The 16230-nt window shown below is 66.7% G+C and carries 23 protein-coding genes; 13 read left to right on the top strand and 10 right to left on the bottom strand.

Annotated elements, in window-relative coordinates; all coding sequences use genetic code 11:
* The first annotated feature begins 228 nt into the window (after positions 1–228).
* The 4 genes from QO058_RS24055 to QO058_RS24040 are packed head-to-tail and all read left to right on the top strand — an operon-like array spanning position 229 to position 1981.
* On the top strand, positions 229–489 hold the full coding sequence (locus tag QO058_RS24055; protein WP_284168737.1) for a SemiSWEET family sugar transporter: 261 nt from the start codon (positions 229–231) through the stop codon (positions 487–489).
* A gap of 42 nt (positions 490–531) precedes the next feature.
* Complete coding sequence (locus QO058_RS24050) at positions 532–888, top strand: DMT family protein (RefSeq protein ID WP_284168736.1); 357 nt, start codon at positions 532–534, stop codon at positions 886–888.
* Positions 889–891: 3 nt separating this feature from the next.
* A complete protein-coding gene (locus QO058_RS24045; protein ID WP_284168735.1) occupies positions 892–1653 on the top strand; it encodes a class I SAM-dependent methyltransferase in 762 nt (253 codons plus the stop codon).
* A gap of 37 nt (positions 1654–1690) precedes the next feature.
* A complete protein-coding gene (locus QO058_RS24040) occupies positions 1691–1981 on the top strand; it encodes a hypothetical protein (protein WP_284168734.1) in 291 nt (96 codons plus the stop codon).
* Between the two features lie 3 nt (positions 1982–1984).
* On the opposite strand, the gene QO058_RS24035 is transcribed toward QO058_RS24040, so the two are convergent.
* The 3 genes from QO058_RS24035 to QO058_RS24025 all read right to left on the bottom strand — a co-directional run bounded on the left by QO058_RS24035 (position 1985) and on the right by QO058_RS24025 (position 5602).
* Positions 1985–3103, bottom strand: a complete 1119-nt coding sequence (locus QO058_RS24035; RefSeq protein WP_284168733.1) for a PQQ-dependent sugar dehydrogenase — start codon at positions 3101–3103, stop codon at positions 1985–1987.
* An 84-nt stretch (positions 3104–3187) separates the two neighbouring features.
* A complete protein-coding gene (locus QO058_RS24030; protein WP_284168732.1) occupies positions 3188–4492 on the bottom strand; it encodes an NAD(P)H-dependent oxidoreductase in 1305 nt (434 codons plus the stop codon).
* Between the two features lie 135 nt (positions 4493–4627).
* Complete coding sequence (locus QO058_RS24025; RefSeq protein ID WP_284168731.1) at positions 4628–5602, bottom strand: Bug family tripartite tricarboxylate transporter substrate binding protein; 975 nt, start codon at positions 5600–5602, stop codon at positions 4628–4630.
* A gap of 329 nt (positions 5603–5931) precedes the next feature.
* On the opposite strand from QO058_RS24025, the gene QO058_RS24020 reads away from it, so the two are divergent.
* Positions 5932–6783, top strand: coding sequence for a hypothetical protein (locus tag QO058_RS24020; protein WP_284168730.1), 852 nt, complete (start codon positions 5932–5934; stop codon positions 6781–6783).
* A gap of 5 nt (positions 6784–6788) precedes the next feature.
* Here the strand turns inward: QO058_RS24020 and QO058_RS24015 are convergent, their stop codons facing one another.
* A complete protein-coding gene (locus QO058_RS24015) occupies positions 6789–7265 on the bottom strand; it encodes a YaiI/YqxD family protein (protein ID WP_284168729.1) in 477 nt (158 codons plus the stop codon).
* A gap of 126 nt (positions 7266–7391) precedes the next feature.
* On the opposite strand from QO058_RS24015, the gene QO058_RS24010 reads away from it, so the two are divergent.
* The 5 genes from QO058_RS24010 to QO058_RS23990 all read left to right on the top strand — a co-directional run bounded on the left by QO058_RS24010 (position 7392) and on the right by QO058_RS23990 (position 8595).
* Positions 7392–7577 carry a hypothetical protein gene (locus tag QO058_RS24010; protein WP_284168728.1) on the top strand — a complete coding sequence of 62 codons (186 nt, stop codon included), beginning with the start codon at positions 7392–7394 and terminating at the stop codon, positions 7575–7577.
* Between the two features lie 10 nt (positions 7578–7587).
* Entirely contained in the window at positions 7588–7818 is a 231-nt protein-coding gene (locus QO058_RS24005; RefSeq protein WP_284168727.1) for a hypothetical protein, read from the top strand.
* Complete coding sequence (locus QO058_RS24000; protein ID WP_284168726.1) at positions 7799–8128, top strand: hypothetical protein; 330 nt, start codon at positions 7799–7801, stop codon at positions 8126–8128. The genes QO058_RS24005 and QO058_RS24000 overlap by 20 nt, the downstream gene beginning before the upstream one ends.
* A 141-nt stretch (positions 8129–8269) precedes the next feature.
* Entirely contained in the window at positions 8270–8404 is a 135-nt protein-coding gene (locus tag QO058_RS23995; RefSeq protein WP_284168725.1) for a hypothetical protein, read from the top strand.
* Positions 8401–8595, top strand: coding sequence for a hypothetical protein (locus QO058_RS23990; protein WP_284168724.1), 195 nt, complete (start codon positions 8401–8403; stop codon positions 8593–8595). Before QO058_RS23995 ends, QO058_RS23990 begins: the two co-directional genes overlap by 4 nt.
* A gap of 19 nt (positions 8596–8614) precedes the next feature.
* On the opposite strand, the gene QO058_RS23985 is transcribed toward QO058_RS23990, so the two are convergent.
* Positions 8615–9430 (bottom strand): transglutaminase-like domain-containing protein, encoded by an 816-nt coding sequence (locus tag QO058_RS23985; RefSeq protein ID WP_284168723.1) that lies wholly within the window; start codon positions 9428–9430, stop codon positions 8615–8617.
* Between the two features lie 265 nt (positions 9431–9695).
* Here QO058_RS23985 and QO058_RS23980 point away from each other — a divergent pair, with 265 nt between their 5' ends.
* The 3 genes from QO058_RS23980 (at position 9696) to QO058_RS23970 (ending at position 12015) form a co-directional block, all read left to right on the top strand.
* A complete protein-coding gene (locus QO058_RS23980; RefSeq protein WP_284168722.1) occupies positions 9696–10898 on the top strand; it encodes a pyridoxal phosphate-dependent aminotransferase in 1203 nt (400 codons plus the stop codon).
* A gap of 17 nt (positions 10899–10915) precedes the next feature.
* Positions 10916–11515, top strand: coding sequence for a sugar O-acetyltransferase (locus QO058_RS23975; RefSeq protein WP_284168721.1), 600 nt, complete (start codon positions 10916–10918; stop codon positions 11513–11515).
* A gap of 77 nt (positions 11516–11592) precedes the next feature.
* A complete protein-coding gene (locus QO058_RS23970) occupies positions 11593–12015 on the top strand; it encodes a rhodanese-like domain-containing protein (protein WP_284168720.1) in 423 nt (140 codons plus the stop codon).
* On the opposite strand, the gene trmD is transcribed toward QO058_RS23970, so the two are convergent.
* The 5 genes from trmD to ffh all read right to left on the bottom strand — a co-directional run bounded on the left by trmD (position 12006) and on the right by ffh (position 16027).
* Positions 12006–12704, bottom strand: coding sequence for a tRNA (guanosine(37)-N1)-methyltransferase TrmD (gene trmD / locus QO058_RS23965; RefSeq protein WP_284168719.1), 699 nt, complete (start codon positions 12702–12704; stop codon positions 12006–12008). The genes QO058_RS23970 and trmD overlap by 10 nt on opposite strands.
* A 3-nt stretch (positions 12705–12707) precedes the next feature.
* Complete coding sequence (locus QO058_RS23960) at positions 12708–13379, bottom strand: HAD family hydrolase (protein WP_284168718.1); 672 nt, start codon at positions 13377–13379, stop codon at positions 12708–12710.
* Complete coding sequence (rimM, locus tag QO058_RS23955) at positions 13369–13890, bottom strand: ribosome maturation factor RimM (RefSeq protein ID WP_284168717.1); 522 nt, start codon at positions 13888–13890, stop codon at positions 13369–13371. The genes QO058_RS23960 and rimM overlap by 11 nt, the downstream gene beginning before the upstream one ends.
* Before the next feature lie 169 nt (positions 13891–14059).
* Positions 14060–14422 carry a 30S ribosomal protein S16 gene (rpsP, locus tag QO058_RS23950; protein WP_284168716.1) on the bottom strand — a complete coding sequence of 121 codons (363 nt, stop codon included), beginning with the start codon at positions 14420–14422 and terminating at the stop codon, positions 14060–14062.
* A 30-nt stretch (positions 14423–14452) separates the two neighbouring features.
* The gene (gene ffh, locus QO058_RS23945; protein ID WP_284168715.1) at positions 14453–16027 is read right to left on the bottom strand and encodes a signal recognition particle protein; all 1575 of its coding nucleotides are present in this window, start codon (positions 16025–16027) and stop codon (positions 14453–14455) included.
* Positions 16028–16230 lie beyond the last annotated feature (203 nt).

Below are 16230 nucleotides of genomic sequence, written 5' to 3'. Positions count from 1 at the left end.
TCTAGGGCATGTTCCGCAAAAGTGGGCACCACTTTTGCGATCAGAACATGCCCAACATATTGAGTTGGCGCGAATTCTTCTCGTTCGACCGGCCCGGTCGAACGGAAAGCGCGCCGGCCGCTGCGGTTAACGGAGGTTAACCATGCGACGCCTGCCGAGCGCGAAACGCCGAAACCGGCTATGTCTGCTCGACCTCTCGTTCCCCGCGCGAATCGCCGACAGGCCTCTATGTCCACCGCCGCCATCGAAGCGCTCGGCTTCTGTGCCGCCCTGCTGACCACCTTCTGCTGGCTGCCGCAGGCCTGGCAGACGATTCGCACCCGCGACACCAGCGGCATCTCGCTGTGGACGCAGGCGCTGTTCGCCACTGGCATCGTGCTCGGGCTGATCTATGGCGTGCTGATCGCCTCCTGGCCACTGATCGGCGCCAATACGGTGACGCTCGCGCTGGTACTGATCATCCTGACGATGAAACTTCGCTACGGCTGAGTCGTTCATCCCGCCAATCCTGCCCAATTCCCGGACCCTGCCATGCCAGCTCTCAGCACCGCCCATCTCTTGCCTATCGGCATGCTGATCGGCTCGAACGTCTTCATGACCTTCGCCTGGTATGGCCACCTCTCCTACAAGAGCACGGCGATCTGGCTGGCGATCCTGGCGAGCTGGATGATCGCCCTGCCGGAATACATGCTCGCCGTGCCGGCAAACCGGATCGGCCACGGCGTCTATTCGGCAGCCGAGTTGAAGACGATCCAGGAAATCGTGACGCTCTGCGTCTTCGCCGGCTTCTCGGTGTTCTGGCTCAAGGAGCAGCTCACCTGGAACCACGCCATTGGCTTCGCGCTGATCGCGGCCGGCGCCTTCTTCATCTTCAACGCCAAGGCCTGAGCGATGGCTCCGATCCCGCATTCCGGCCATCCCGCCGTCGAATCCTATCTCGCCGATGGCTATGAGCGCGTCGTCGGCATGTCCTCGCGCTTTGCGGCCGCGGTCTGCGCGCGTCTCCTGCGGCTGCAGACGGAGGAAGGCGTCGCCGGGCCGATCGCCGAGATCGGCGCCTTCGAGGGCCGCTTCTTCATCGCCCTGGCGCATGCGCTCGAACCCGGCGAGATCGCCCTCGGCATTGACATCTTCGAGTGGCCGAACCCGCAGGTGAAGGACCGGTTCGAAGCGAACTGCCTGAAGCATGGCATTGCGCCCGAGCGCCGCGTCACCATCAAGGCAGATGCCGGCGCGATGACGCCGGCCGAGCTGATCGGCCATGCCGGCGGCGAGACGCTGCGCTTCATCCATATCGACGGCGAGCATTCGCGCGCAGCCCTTGCCAAGGACCTGACGCTCGCCACCGCCTGCCTCGCCGAGGGCGGGCTGATCGTGCTCGACGACATGCTGCACCCCGGCTACCCGACGCTGATGGTCGCAGTGCAGGACTATCTCTCGGCCAATCCGGGCATCGTTCCCCTGTGCATCATCGACCGCGAGACGATTGTCGGCGCGACCAAGTTCGTGCTTTGCCAGCGCGACTGGTTCGAGCGCTACCAGGCGGCCATGCTGACGATCTTCGCAGAGCAGATCTGGCCGCTCGGAGCCGACTTCGAGCCACATTGGTGCCTCGTTCTGTCGCTCGATACGCGGCTCGCCGAGATCACCTGATTCTAGCCAGCCTGAGGACACTGCCTTGCTAAAGCCGATGACGCTCGCCCTTTGCCTTGCCACCCTCTCGAGCGCAGCCCTTGCCGGACCGACCTGCTCGCCGAGCGACGAGCGCGCCCGCATCCTCGCCTCGGCCTCGCCGGGCAATCTCCATCGCGACTGGAAGGGCGGAAACCAGGTCGGCTATGGCTGGTCGCTGCAGGTCGACCGCAGCGTGCGCGACGCCTCCGGCACCGAGTACTATGTCGGCGACCTCTACGACACGCGCGGGCAGCTTTCGACCCGTAAGGTCTTCGTCGTCGAGCGCGAATGGGATTGCGGGCCGTGAGCTTCAGCGCGCCGGCCTGACCCGCAGCACCTTGCCGTTGGAAGCGTCGGTGAGCAGGTAAAGATAGCCGTCCGGCCCCTGCCTGACATCGCGGATGCGATCGCCGAGATTGCTCAGCAGGCGCTCCTCGCCGGTGACCTTCTCGCCATCGGTCGAAAGCCGCGACAGCAGCTGGCCGGCAAGCGCGCCGACGAACAGCGAGTTCTTCCAGGCCGGCCATTTGTCGCCGGTGTAGAAGGCGGCGCCCGAAGGCGCGATCGACGGGTCCCAGTAGAACTGCGGCTGCTCCATGCCGGGCTTGGTCGTGCCCTCGCCGATCTTCACGCCGGAATAGTCGATGCCGTAGGTGATGACCGGCCAGCCATAGTTGAGGCCGGCCTTCGGCGTATTGATCTCGTCACCGCCGCGCGCGCCGTGCTCGGCCGTCCAGAGCTGGCCGGTCTGCGGATGGAGCGCCGCGCCCTGGACGTTGCGGTGGCCGATCGACCAGATCTCCGGCTGCCAGCCCGGCTTCTTCGGATTACCCTCCGCCGCGCCGCCCTCAGACCTTATGCGCAAGACCTTGCCGATATGGTTCTCCGGGTTCTGCGCCTGGTCGCGCTGGCTATAGCGGTCGCCGACGGTAACGAAGAGCGCGCCGGTCCGGTCGAAGACCAGCCGCGAGCCGAAATGCATGTTGCTGGCGATCGTCGGCATCTGCCGGAAGATCACGCTGAGGCCCTCCAGCGCATTACCATTGGCGCTCAGCTTGGCGCGGGCGACGCTGGTGCCGTTGCCGTTGGCGCGCGGCTCGGCGAAGGAGAGGTAGAGATAGCGGTTCTGCGCGAAGTTCGGGTCGAGCACGACATCAAGCAGGCCGCCCTGCCCGCGCGCCACGACATTGGGCACACCGGAGATCGGTGCCGAGAGCTTGCCATCGCTGCCGACCAGCCGCAGCCGCCCCGGCCGCTCGGTCACCAGCATGCGCCCATCCGGCAGGAAAGCGAGGCCCCAGGGATTCTCCAGTCCGCTCGCGACCGTCTCGACGAGAAGTTCGCCGGCGCTGGATGGGTAGCGCGACTGCGCCATGGCGGGCGCTGCCGCAAGGGTGAGAGCAAGGGCGGCAGCAAGAACGGGACGCATCGACATCTCCTGATGATGGGTCACTCTGGACGAGCGGCGTCAGCCGTGCCGATCCGGGGCGACCGTTCAAAGAGAATGCACGATTCAGCTGCTGGTTGCTTCGAGCTCACGCCGAAGTGAGACGATCTGCGAGGTTTCATCCAGCGCAACGTCGGCGCTGGTGACTACCGAGCCGGCGGCAACGTCGCGCTTCAATGTCACGCCATGCGCCAGCCCGATCGGCAGCGCCTTCGCCGCGCGGCTGGCGGCGGCCGACATCAGCCTGCCGTAGACGGTGTAGCCGCCCTCCCCGTCGAGCATCTCGCCGGCCTTGAGGTCGCGCTTGGCGGTCGCGACCGCATCGCCGCGCCAGCTGCGGGTCGCGCCGGTGGCCTCGCCGCGCAATGCCGCGTTCAGCACCGAGATCGAGAGTTCGAGCCCGATCAGGTGGAAGGGCTTGTACATCGCCGCATAGAGGCCGGTGGAATCGGTCGGCAAACCGTATTGCTTGAAGCAGGCGGCGGCGTAGGGGTTCGGCGCCTTGAGCACGACATAGACGCCCCAGCGCAGGTCGCGGAAGACCGGCCGGCCGTCGCGCTCCAGCGAGGAGACGACCTCGACCATGCCGTCGCGCTCGAGTTGGCCGCCGAGCGCCTTCGGCCTCAGCACATGGGCGAGATCGTCGACGCCGCAGGGCGGAAAGCTAAGGCCATCAGCGGGCACGTCGAGCCCGCAGGCATTGGCAATCGCCGCCATCTCTATCGCCGATTTGGTGCCGTCGAGGAAGGAGTTGAACATTTGCGGGTTCATGCCAGCGGCCTTCGCCGCCTCCGGCGTCAACCCGTAATGGCTCCAGACCTCATCCGGGGTGACGCGGTGATAAGCCGGCAGGTATTTGGTGCCCTTGCCGGCGGCTGCGACGGTGAAGCCCGCCGCGCGGGCCCAGTCGACCATCTCGGCGACGAGCGCCGGCTGGTCGCCATAGGCCATCGAATAGACCACGCCCGCCGCCCTCGCCTTCGCCGCCAGCACGGGGCCGACCAGCACATCGGCCTCGACATTGACCATGATGATATGGTGCCCGGCCGTGATCGCGGCGAGCGCGTGGCGAGCGCCCGCGGCCGGATGCCCGGTCGCCTCGATCACCACCTCGACCCCGTCAATTTCGGCTGCCGCGACGCCGCTATCGACGAAGCGTGTGCGGGCGATGCGGGCCTCGTCCCAGCCGACGGTGCGACAGGCCTGGCGCGCCCGCTCCGGATCGAGATCGGCGATCGCTGCGACCTCGAGCCCCTCGATATGCGGAACCTGGGCGAGGAACATCGAGCCGAACTTGCCAGCGCCGATCAGCGCGCAACGAACCGGGCGACCGGCCTCGCGGCGGGCGGCGAGCTTGGGCATGAGATTCATGGGCAGGCTCCGGCGGTATCAGGTCGTCATGGTCGGCCTTGAGCCGACCATCTCAGGACGAGAAGGCGCCCTGACGTTTCCGAGATTCTCGGATCTCCGCTTCGCTGCGTCCGAGAATGACGCGGCTTGCCAGAATCACTCCGGCTTGACGCCGGCCTCCTTGATGATCTTCTCCCAGGTCGCGATTTCCTGTTGGTGGTAGGGCTTGAAAGCCGCGGGATCGCGGACCTTGAGCGTGAAGCCGAGCTTGAGGATCTGCTCGGTCACAGCCGGCTTGGCGATCGAGGCCAGCACGGCCTTCGACAGCGCCTCCAGGATCGGTGCCGGTGTCGCCGCCGGAGCGAAGAAAGCGGCCCAGCTATCGGCGTCGGCATCCGTCACGCCCTGCTCACGCAGGGTCGGGATGTCCTTGGCGCGCGGGTTGCGCTCCGGGCTCGCCAGCGCGATCGCCCGCAGCGTGCCGGCATTGATCTGCTCCAGCACCGAAGGCAGCGTCGAATTGGCGATGTCGATGCGTCCGCCGATGATCTCCTGCACCAGCGGCGCGGCGCCCCTGAACGGCACATGCGTCATCTTGATGCCGGTGCGCTGCATGAACAGCTCCATGGCGAGATGCGAGCCGGAGCCGACGCCGGTCGAGCCGTAATTGAGCTTGCCCGGATCGGCCTTGGCGAGCGCGATCAGCTCCTTGATGTTTTTGGCCGGCAGGTCGTTGCGGACGACGAAGGCGTGCTCGAAGGCGCCGACGCCGGCGACCGGCGCGAAATCCTTGACCGCGTCGTAGCCCGGCTCCTTCAGCAGGAACATGTTGTTCCCGTGCGTCTGGTTGTTGCCGAAGATGAAGGTGTGGCCGTCGGCTGCGCCATGCGCGACGGCGCGGGTGCCGACCGCGCCAGAGGCGCCGGCGCGATTGTCGACAAGGACGTTCTGGCCGATCGAGGTGGAGAGGTCCTGCGCGACGAAGCGCGCGATCGCATCCGTCGGCCCGCCGGCCGGATATGGCACCACCAGGGTGATGGTCTTCGACGGATAGCTCTGCGCCCGGACGATGGCCGGAGCGAAGACGGCGCCGGCAACGAGGCCGAGCGTGGAACGGCGGGTCAGCGACATGAATATCCTCCCGGGAGCCCGATTGAGAGACGGGCTTTCGCCGCAGGATTAGGGGCAACGTCTCAATTCGTCCAGCCGCCCGCAGCTTACCGCACGCATAGCATGGCGATGTTGCACCGCTGCTGCTAGGCTGACGCGGATAGCCGTGCCTCGAGCGAGAATTTTTCCGCTCCAATCTGCTCCCAAAGCGCAGGTGACCAAATGGCGATCCGGCCCTTCATCCTCGAGCCAAACTATGACTCGTTTTTCGACCGCGCACGCACAGGGCAACCTGCGCAGCTTCGCATCAGGTTGAAAGTGACGCTTGTCCCTCTCGATCCCTCCACGGCGTGGGCAAGAAGCTCCAAGACCGCCAAAGTTCCGGGATCGCGTCCGGGGCCGCTCCCCCGTCTCACCTGGCCGCGAGCGAGGCCGATTTCAAACGCGGCAGCGTTGTCGACGCCAGCGGCCAACCCGTTCCCTGCCGCAGCTGGCTCGTCAGCGAATGGCAGGATTTCACCAAGCGCTTCAAAAGCATCGTCGAGACCGTCTGGAACAACCAGATGGTGTTCCTCCCGACCGAAAGCGGAGACAGCTTGAGTGACGCCGACTTCCGGCAATTGATCGGCAATCCAAGAGTGCCGGCGCATGTCGTCGGTGTGCTCGAAATCGATTTGCAGCCAACCGGTGCGGATAGCCATGCCATCATCGAAGTCGCGCATCTGGCCAATCCAGGCGTGACCTTCCGAGACCGGATGACCCGCATCACGGATGAAAGCGTCCAGTACGGAGAGCACAACTTCACTGCAGGCCGGGCACGCGGGATCGGTGGAAAAACCGGTCAATTTGCTGCCGCGCACGAGGTCGGCCACTGGCTCCGCAATCCCGGATCGAAAGTGTTTGACCACATCGATCGGTCCTATGCGCTCACCCTTCCCAGAGCCCAGCAAGACAACGCGCAATATGGCCGAACACTCGGACGATACTATTCGATCATGGGCGGCGGGACCGTCGTGACGGAACATGACGCCACGCCATGGATTTCGCGCCTGCGCCGGCAGACACCGATGAAACTCGGGTGGATGTATGTGCACAGGATCGATTTCCGCCGCAGCCTGAACGAGGTGTCTGCGCGTCAGAAGCGGCTGCTGCTGGCTGCGGGATTCCTGCCCAAGATTGTTCAACCGGGGCAAGTTCCCTAGCTGAGCTAGGCGGAGAACCCCGCCCGCTTCAGGCGCTGCACCGCGACATCCAGCGCCTGCAGGAAGGCCGAGCGATCCCTCGCGGAGAACGGCTTGGGACCACCGCTGACGCTGCCCATGGCACGCAGGTCCTCCATCATGTCGCGCGTCGCCAGCGCCATGCCGATCGAGGCTTCGGTGAAGGGTTTTCCGGTCGGGCCGATCACATCCGCCCCAGCCTTGATGCAGCGATCGGCGAGCGGGATATCGGCGGTGATGACGATTGCACCCCGGCCGGCCCGTTCGGCGATCCAGTCATCGGCAGCATCGAAGTTGCCGGGCACGACGACGCGCTCGATCCAGGGCTCGCGCGGCACCTGCATGAAGCTGTTGGCGACGACGAAGACCCTGAGCCTGTGCCGCCCGGCGACACGGTAGATCTCCGGCTTCACCGGGCAGGCGTCGGCGTCGACATAGATCATGATCGTGGCGGGAGCATTCATGGCGCCCGCATCGCAGCCGGGAAGGCGTCGCGCAAGCCTTTATGCCGGCCTTATGCGCGCCAACACCTTCCGCATGGCGGCCTTATCGGGGCCGGACCTACATCATCGGCATCGATGGAGGTCGATATGTCGATGAACAACGCCTTGTTCCGCACCACCCAGCAGCGCCGCGCCCGCGCCGTCTATGACAGCGTCGCCGGCCGCCGCCCGGTCATTGGGATCCTCTGCGCCGAGATGGTCGCGCTCGCCGTGTTCGCACTGGCAGCCGCAGCGTTCATCGGCCTGCGCGCCTGGTTCGCCTTGCCGAACTGAGAGCGCCACCATGGGACAGTCCAAGCCGCTACAGCCGCTCAATGGCGAGAGTCACCTCTTCCTGGTCGGCCAATCGAGCCACGGCTTATGGGTCGCGCGCGACCTGGAAGGCCGCAGCGAAGGCATCTTCCGCAACCAGAAGGAAGCCGTCCGCTTCGCCCTCTCCGAAGGCGGCCACCCCAATGCCGTGCTGATCTCGCCGAACGAGGTCGAACCGAGCTATGGCCTGGGCATCCATTGACGGGATGTCCGCCGCCGACAAGGCGAGCCGCGACCTCGACAGGGCGCTGCTCGCCATCTTCCTTGAGGCAGCCGGCGCGCTGATCGACCAACTCGTCGAGGCCGGCATCAGCGATCCCGCCGACATCGCCCGCCGCCTCAACCGCCGCGGCTTTCCCTGCTTCGGCCGGCCGCGCTGGGGCGCAAGCACCGTCTCCATGGTGAGGCGCCGATGGACGCTCCGGCACAGCGTGGATGAAGCGCTGTCTCGCCAAGAAAGCGCGTGCTCTCCATCCGACTCTGCCCTAGGCTCCGCACCTGCTTCGACGTGACGATCCGGTTTCCGCGGGCCGGCTGTGGCAGCCGGAAACCGGGCGCCATGACCTAGGTTCGCAGTCGTCTCGACCAGCACAGATTCGAGCTGCTCCGCTTCGAAGTGGCGGCGCCTGTTATTCCACTGAAGGAGACGAGACATGGCAAAAGGCGAGCAGCGCAGCAATCGCGAGGCCAAGAAGCCTAAGAAGGACAAGCCGAAGGCGAGCGCGACACCGCCCGCGGGCTTTGCCTCGGCTGTCGCCAAGGCAGCGGCGGCACCGAAGAAGAAGTGATCCGTTTCCGCACGGTCGATCCGACCCAGCCCGAGAAGCCGGCACCGCAGCCGGCTCTCGTGCAAGCTGTCGCCGCTGCACCGGCAGAGGCGGAGAGCACGAGCGTCGCTCCGGCAACCCGCAAGGGCCTGGTCCGCAAGGCACCGCTGCGGGCGAAGGCGGCCAAGACCGCCCCGCTCTTCGAGAAGTAGAGGTCCCGGCCAACGGGCCTCAAGCCGCCTCGCCGACCTCGTCCGTCCAGACCCTGAAACCGGTCAGCGTGTTCGGCCCGAAGGTGGTGGCGATCGCGACATCGGCGGCGTCGCGCCCACGCGCGATCAGCACCCGGCCGATACGCGGGACATTGTTACGCGGATCGAACATCTGCCAGCCGCCATCAAGGAAAGCCTCGAACGAGGCGGCGAAATCGCCCGGCGGCCAGGGCGGCGGCGTGCCGACATCGCCGAGATAGCAGGTGCAGTAGCGCGCCGGAATGTTCATCGCCCGGCAGAAGGCGATGGCGAGATGGGCATAGTCGCGGCAGACGCCGCGGCCTTCGCGATAGGCTTCGGAGGCGCTCCGGGTCACGCTGGCGTCCATGTAGTCGAAGGCGATGCGCTGGTTGACGAAATCGCAGATCGCCTGAACCCGCGGCGCACCCGGCTGGGTGTGGCCGAAGAGCTGCCAGGCGAGATCGAGCAGGCGATCGGAATCACAGAAGCGGCTGGCGAGCAGGAAGATCAGGCATTCCTCCGGCAGGCGCTCCACCGGCACTTGCCCGGCCGTGCGATCGAACGCCTCGGGCAAGCCGCTATCGCTGATCACCGCATCCGCGGAGATGCGCACGCTGCCCTGCGGCGCGACCAGGCGGCTGCACCAGTTGCCGAAGCCGTCGCGATAGGCTGTGACCGGTGTCGGCGGCTGGATGCGCATATGGTCCGGCGCCGCGAGGTCGGAAACACGGCTGAAATGCACGTGCAGCATCAGGATCATCGGGGTCGGCTGTGGAAAGACGTAGTCGAGCTCGTAGCCGATCCGGAGTTTCATGCATGAGCCTTCTGCGCGTCAGCGCGCTGTTATCCTACGGCTCCCCAGCTTCCTCTCTCCAAGCATGTTTCAGGCCACAGCGATATGGGTCCAGCCGCCAGCCGGGCGATATGCCATTCTCGCTCAACGTCAGCGGCACGCCCCGCTGCCATTCCTATCGTTTCTAGCCGATATAAGACTCTCTGGCTTGCAGTGCCCGCGCGAGGGTCCTAAACCACGCCCGCGCCCGCGCCGGGCGCCGTTGCCCTCCCGGAGATCTGGACCCATGGCTTTCCTTGCCGACGCCCTGAAGCGCGTGAAGCCGTCTGCGACCATCACCATCACGCAGAAGGCGCGCGATCTGAAAGCGCAGGGCAAGGACGTGATCTCGCTCTCGGTCGGCGAACCCGATTTCGATACGCCGGACAATATCAAGGAGGCGGCGATCGCCGCGATCCGCCGCGGCGAGACGAAGTACACGCCGGTCCCCGGCATCCCGCAGCTGCGCGAGGCGATCACCCGCAAGCTGAAGCGCGAGAACGGTCTCGACTATAAGGCCTCGCAGACCATCGTCGGCACCGGCGGCAAGCACGTCATCTACAACGCGCTGCTCGCCACGCTGAACCCGGGCGACGAGGTCATCTGCGTCGCGCCGTACTGGGTCAGCTATCCCGAGATGGTCGCGCTCTGCGGCGGTACGCCGACCTTCTGCGAAGCCACCATCCAGAACAACTTCAAGCTCCAGCCGGCCGATCTCGAGGCCGCGATCACGCCGAAGACCAAGTGGCTGATCCTGAACTCGCCCTCGAACCCGTCCGGCGCCGCCTATACCCATGCCGAGATGAAGGCACTCACCGACGTGCTGATGCGCCATCCGCATGTCTGGGTGCTGACCGACGACATGTACGAGCACCTGGTCTATGGCGACTTCAAGTTCGTCACCCCGGCGCAGGTCGAGCCGGGCCTTTACGAGCGGACGCTGACCATGAACGGCGTCTCGAAGTCCTATGCCATGACCGGCTGGCGCATCGGCTACGCCGCCGGCCCGCAGCACCTGATCAACGCCATGGACCTGGTCCAGGGCCAGCAGACCTCGGGCACCTCGGCGATCTCGCAATGGGCGGCGGTCGAGGCGCTCGACGGCACGCAGGAGCACATCCCGGTGTTCAAGAAGGCGTTCGAGCGCCGGCGCGACCTCGTCGTCTCGATGCTGAACCAGACCCGCGGCCTGAAGTGCCCGACGCCGGAAGGCGCCTTCTACGTCTATCCCGACTGCTCGGGGCTGATCGGCAAGACACTGCCGAACGGCAAGGTGATCGAGACCGACGAGGACCTGGTCATGGGCCTGCTGGAGAACGAGGCGGTCGCCGCCGTGCACGGCACTGCCTTCGGCCTCGGCCCGAACTTCCGCATCTCCTACGCCACCTCGGACGAGAAGTTGGAAGAGGCCTGCCGCCGCATCCAGCGCTTCTGCGCCGAGCTGCGCTGAGGCGAGCGCAGGGCGCGATGACTCTCGAAGATCAGCGCGCCCTGATGCTGTCGGGGCGCATGTATGACGACCTCACGCCCGAGCTGATCGCAGCCCGGGCGCGGGCCGTCGGCCTGACCGACGCCTACAACCGCAGCTTCGGCCAGCCGCAGGCCGAGCGCGAGGCGCTGCTGCGCGCTTTCCTGCGCGATGTCGGCCCAGGTGCGCTTTTCGAGCCGAATTTCCGCTGCGAATTCGGCTTCAACATCAGCATCGGCCGCAGCTTCTACGCCAATTTCGACTGCGTCATGCTCGATGGCGGCGAGATCACCATCGGCGACCATGTCCTGCTCGGCCCGCGCGTCGGCATCTACACTTCGAATCATGCCATAGACCCGGCCGAGCGGGTGGCGGGCGGCTGCTATGCCAGGCCGGTGACGATCGGCAACCGCGTCTGGGTCGGCGGCGGTGTCCAGATCACGCAAGGCGTCAGCATCGGCGACGATGCCATCATCGGTGCCGGCAGCGTCGTGACGCGTGACGTGCCAGCTGGTGTCATCGCCGCTGGCGTGCCCTGCAAGGTGCTGCGCGAGATCACCGAGGCGGACAGGACCGGATTTCGCTCGACGCGTCCCTGAGCATGGCTGTGGCTGCCGCTCGCCGCATCCGGGCTTCGTGAATTGCGCGCATGGCCGCCTTTGGATAACGCTCCGACATGAACCGTCGTGCGCTCCTGCTGTTCGCCGCCCTTTGCTCGCTCCCGCAGCGCGCCGAGGCTCAGGCGGCCCTGCCCTCGCTCTCCGTCAGCGAGGCGCATGAGGCGGCCAAGGCCGGCAAGCTCGTCCTCGTCGATATCCGCACGCCAGAGGAATGGGCCGATACCGGCGTGCCGGAGGGTGCGCTCAAGCTCGACATGACCGGCAGCGCGTTCGAGGTCAGGCTGGCGGCGCTGAAGCTCGACCATCCCGGCAAGCCGATCGCGCTGATCTGCCGGACCGGCAATCGAACCTCGACCTTGCAGAAGAAGCTCGCGGCGCGCGGCTGGAAAGACTTGATCGACGTCCGTGGCGGCCTGCTCGGCAACCCCAAGGACAAGGGCTGGCTGGCGGAACGCCTGCCGGTGACGCCTTATCCCTGATCTTCGCGACCAGCGAGCAGATCCGGCCTGCGCTCTCTTGTGATCGTCTCCGCCTGCTCGCGGCGCCAGCGGGCGATCCGGGCATGGTCGCCGGAGAGCAGCGCCTCGGGCAGGCCCCTGCCCTCCCATTCGCGCGGGCGGGTATAGTGCGGGTATTCGAGCAGGCCGTTCTCGAAGCTCTCCTCGGTGCCGGAGGCTTCCTTGCCCATCACGCCGGGGATCAGGCGCACGCACGCATCGAGCAGCACCATCGCCGCCATCTCACCGCCGGAGAGGATGTAGTCGCCGATCGAGACCTCGGTCAGCCCCCGCCCCTCGATCACGCGCTCGTCGACGCCCTCGAAGCGGCCGCAGACGATGACGACGCCCTCGCCGGCAACGTAGTCCCGCACCATGCGCTGGCTGAGCGGGCGGCCGCGCGGCGACATCAACAGGCGCGGCCGGGTGTCATCAGCCGGAACCGCGGCATCGATCGCCGCCGCCAGCACGTCGCAGCGCAACACCATGCCGGCGCCGCCGCCGGCCGGGTTGTCGTCGACATTGCGATGGCGCCCGATGCCATGGTCGCGGATCTGGTGCGTTTCCAGCGACCAGAGCCCGGTACGCAAGCCCTCACCCGCCAACGAATGGCCGAGCGGGCCGGGAAACATCTCGGGATAGAGGGTTAGGATCGAGGCGCGGAATGCCATCGCTCAAACAAAGCGCAGCGCCGGATGCCCGTCCAGTCTCGCATAGTCGCTCACGCTGGCGATGACGTTGTCGAAGCTGGTGAAGGCCTCGGCCGGCAGCATGGTCAGCACCGCGACAGCGCGCATGCCGGCGCGGCGGGCCGCCTCGACGCCGTTGGGGGCATCCTCGAAGACGATGCAGTCGGCCGGCGCGACGCCCATGCGCTCGGCTGCCGCGAGGAACATGTCGGGATGCGGCTTGCCGCGAAAACCCTGGCTCGGCGAGACGATGGTGGCGAAACGCTCGCGCAGGGAGAGCGTATCGAGGATCAGCGCGATGTTCGGTGGAGCGGCAGCAGTGCCTACCGCCATCGGCACGGCATGATTGTCCGCTCGGTCGAGCAGGTCGACGAGGCCGCCGAGCGGCGTGACGAGCGGCCCGTAGGTCTCGCGGTAGAGCCCTTCCTTCTCCTCGGCGAGCCGGTCGAGCTCGGCCGCATCGGCACCGGGGAAATGCGGGCCGATGATGTCGGAGATCGCCATGCCGGCGGTACGTGCCGAGAAGGTCGCGCGCTCGAAGGGCAGGCCGTATTTGCGGTACCAGACCTCCCAGGCATCGTCGTGGTAGCGCATGTTGTCGACGATGGTGCCGTCCATGTCGAAGATCAGGGCCTTGGCCGGCGTCTCAGGCAGCATCGTCATCCTCGAACAGACCGGCGGGAGGCAGGGCCTCGATGCGCTTGGCCGCGATGTCGATGCGCGGCGCATAGGCCTTGGTGAAGGGCATCAGCACCGAACGGCCATCCGGCGTCTCGATGTCGATGAGGTCGCCGGCGCCGTAATTGGCGACGGAAGTGACGGTGCCGAGGATGGTTCCATCCGGCCCGATGACGCTGCAGCCGACGAGATCGGCCTGCAGGAACTCGTCCTCGTCCTCGGGCGCCGGCAGGCGCGAACGCTCGATATGGAGCTTCACGCCGTTGAGGAGCTCGGCCCCCTCGCGGCTGGTCACGCCCTTGAGGCGGGCGACGACCACTTCCTTGGCGGGCCTGGCATCGGCGATCTCGAAGCGCCGACCCTTCTCGTCGACGAGCGGGCCGTATTCGGCCAGCGCCATCGGATCGGCGGTGAAGGTCTTGATCCGGACCTCGCCGCGCACGCCATGCGGCGCGCCGATGATGCCGAGCAGGACGAGTTCGTCGCTCATGTCAGCACGTCATTCCGGGGCATCGCGCAGCGATGAGCCCGGAACCCAGAAACGCCGACGCCGGTCAGCACGAGGCGACGCGACCGCCTGATTCCACAACCGCAATGGTTCTGGGTTCCGGGCTCTGGCCTATGGCCAGCCCCGGAAAGACGATCGCACCGCATCGAGCTCACTCAGCCGCAGCTTCAGCCGGGGCAGCGCTCTTGGCAGCCTTCTTCTCGGCGCGCTCCTTGGCCTTCTCGCCGGGAACGGCCTTGTCCGGGTTGTTGCGAGCCGGACGCTTCAGTACGCCGGCGGCGTCAAGGAAGCGCAGCACGCGGTCGGTCGGCTGGGCGCCCTTGGCGATCCAGGCCTTGGCCTTCTCGAGGTCGAGCACGACGCGCTCCGGCGAATCCTTGGCCTTCATCGGGTCATAGGCGCCGATCTTCTCGATGAAGCGGCCATCGCGCGGCGAGCGGGCGTCGGCGACGACGATGCGGTAGTACGGGCGCTTCTTGGCGCCGCCACGGGTCAGGCGGATCTTGAGGGACATGGTCTTCTTCCTTTGGGTTGAGCGGTAAAACTACTTCTTCTTGAACGGGTTGTTGCCGAGGCCAGGCAGGCCGCCGAGGCCCGGCAGCTTCGGCATCATGCCGGCGGGCGGGGTGACGCCCTTGGGCAGGCCGGGAAAGCCGCCCGGCGGCAGCGAGGGCATGCCACCGCCGGCGCCGAGCTGCTTCTGGAGCTCGGCGAGCTGCGCCGGATCCATCTTCGAGGGGTCGGGCATGCCGGCCGGCATGCCGCCCATGCCGCCGCCGAGACCGAACATGCTGCCGAGCTTGCCAAGCATGCCGCCCTTCTGGCGAGCCATCTGCTTCATCATGTCCGCCATCTGGCGGTGCATCTTCAGCAGCTTGTTGATCGCCTCGGGCGAGGTGCCAGAGCCGGCGGCGATGCGCTTCTTGCGGCTGTTCTTGAGCAGATCGGGATTCTTGCGTTCGCCCGCCGTCATCGAATTGATGATCGCGATCTGCCGGGCGATGACCTTGTCGTCCATCTTCGAGCTGGCGATCTGGTTCTTCATCTGGGCCATGCCGGGCAGCATGCCCATCAGCCCGCCGAGGCCGCCCATCTTCTCCATCTGCTGGAGCTGGGTGCGCAGGTCGCCGAGATCGAAGTTGCCCTTGGCGAGGCGCTGCGCCAGTTCCTGCGCCTTGTCGGCGTCGACGGTGGCGGCAGCCTTCTCGACCAGGCCGACGATGTCGCCCATGCCGAGGATGCGGTTGGCGACGCGCGAGGGATGGAAGTCCTCGAGCGCATCGGTCTTCTCGCCGGTGCCGACGAGCTTGATCGGCTTGCCGGTGACGGCGCGCATCGAGAGCGCGGCACCACCGCGGCCGTCGCCGTCCATGCGGGTCAGCACGATGCCGGTCAGCCCGACGCGGCCGTCGAAGGCGCGGGCGGTGTTGACCGCGTCCTGGCCGGTCAGCGCGTCGGCGACGAGCAGGACTTCATGCGGATTGGTCGCCGCCTTGACCTCGGCGACCTCGGCCATCAGCGCCTCGTCGAGCGTGACGCGGCCGGCGGTGTCGAGCATGACGACGTCATAGCCGCCGAGCTTGCCGGCCTCGATCGCGCGCCTGGCGATCTGCACGGCGCTCTGGCCGGCGACGATCGGCAGCGTCTCGACGCCGACCTGCTTGCCGAGGATGGCGAGCTGCTCCATCGCGGCCGGGCGGCGCGTATCGAGCGACGCCATCAGGACCTTCTTCTTGTCCCGATCGGTCAGGCGCTTGGCGATCTTCGCGGTCGACGTCGTCTTGCCCGAGCCCTGGAGGCCGACCATCAGGATCGGCACCGGCGGCACGGCGTCGAAGGTGATGCCCTCGCCCTCGCCGCCGAGCGTGTCGATCAGGACGTCGTTGACGATCTTGATGACCTGCTGGCCGGGCGTGACCGACTTCAGCACCTCGGCGCCGACGGCGCGCTCACGCACCTTGTCGGTGAAGCTGCGCACGACCTCGAGCGCGACGTCGGCCTCGAGCAGCGCGCGGCGCACCTCGCGCAACGCGGCGTTGACGTCGTCCTCGGTCAGCGAGCCCCTGCGGGTCAGGCCCGAGAGGATGCCGGAAAGTCTGTCGCTCAGCGTGCCGAACATGCGGTCCTGCTTTGCCTGGCCTCAAGAAACCGGTATCGCACGAGCCACCCGCCAAACGGTTTCGCGCCCGAGGGCGCAGACGCGCTGTCGGGCGTTGACCTCCGGGCTCATGAAAGCCGCTAGGCGGCCCGGTCGGCGGATGAGGTTTCGGCGATGTCGGCGAAACGAATGGGCGCGTTAAAGCGGACAAATGCGGCGAAAGT

The organism is Bosea vestrisii (genome assembly GCF_030144325.1).
GTDB lineage: Bacteria > Pseudomonadota > Alphaproteobacteria > Rhizobiales > Beijerinckiaceae > Allobosea > Allobosea vestrisii_A.
The sequence above is the reverse complement of the archived record's forward strand: the minus strand, read 5'-3'. Positions and strand labels throughout refer to the sequence as shown.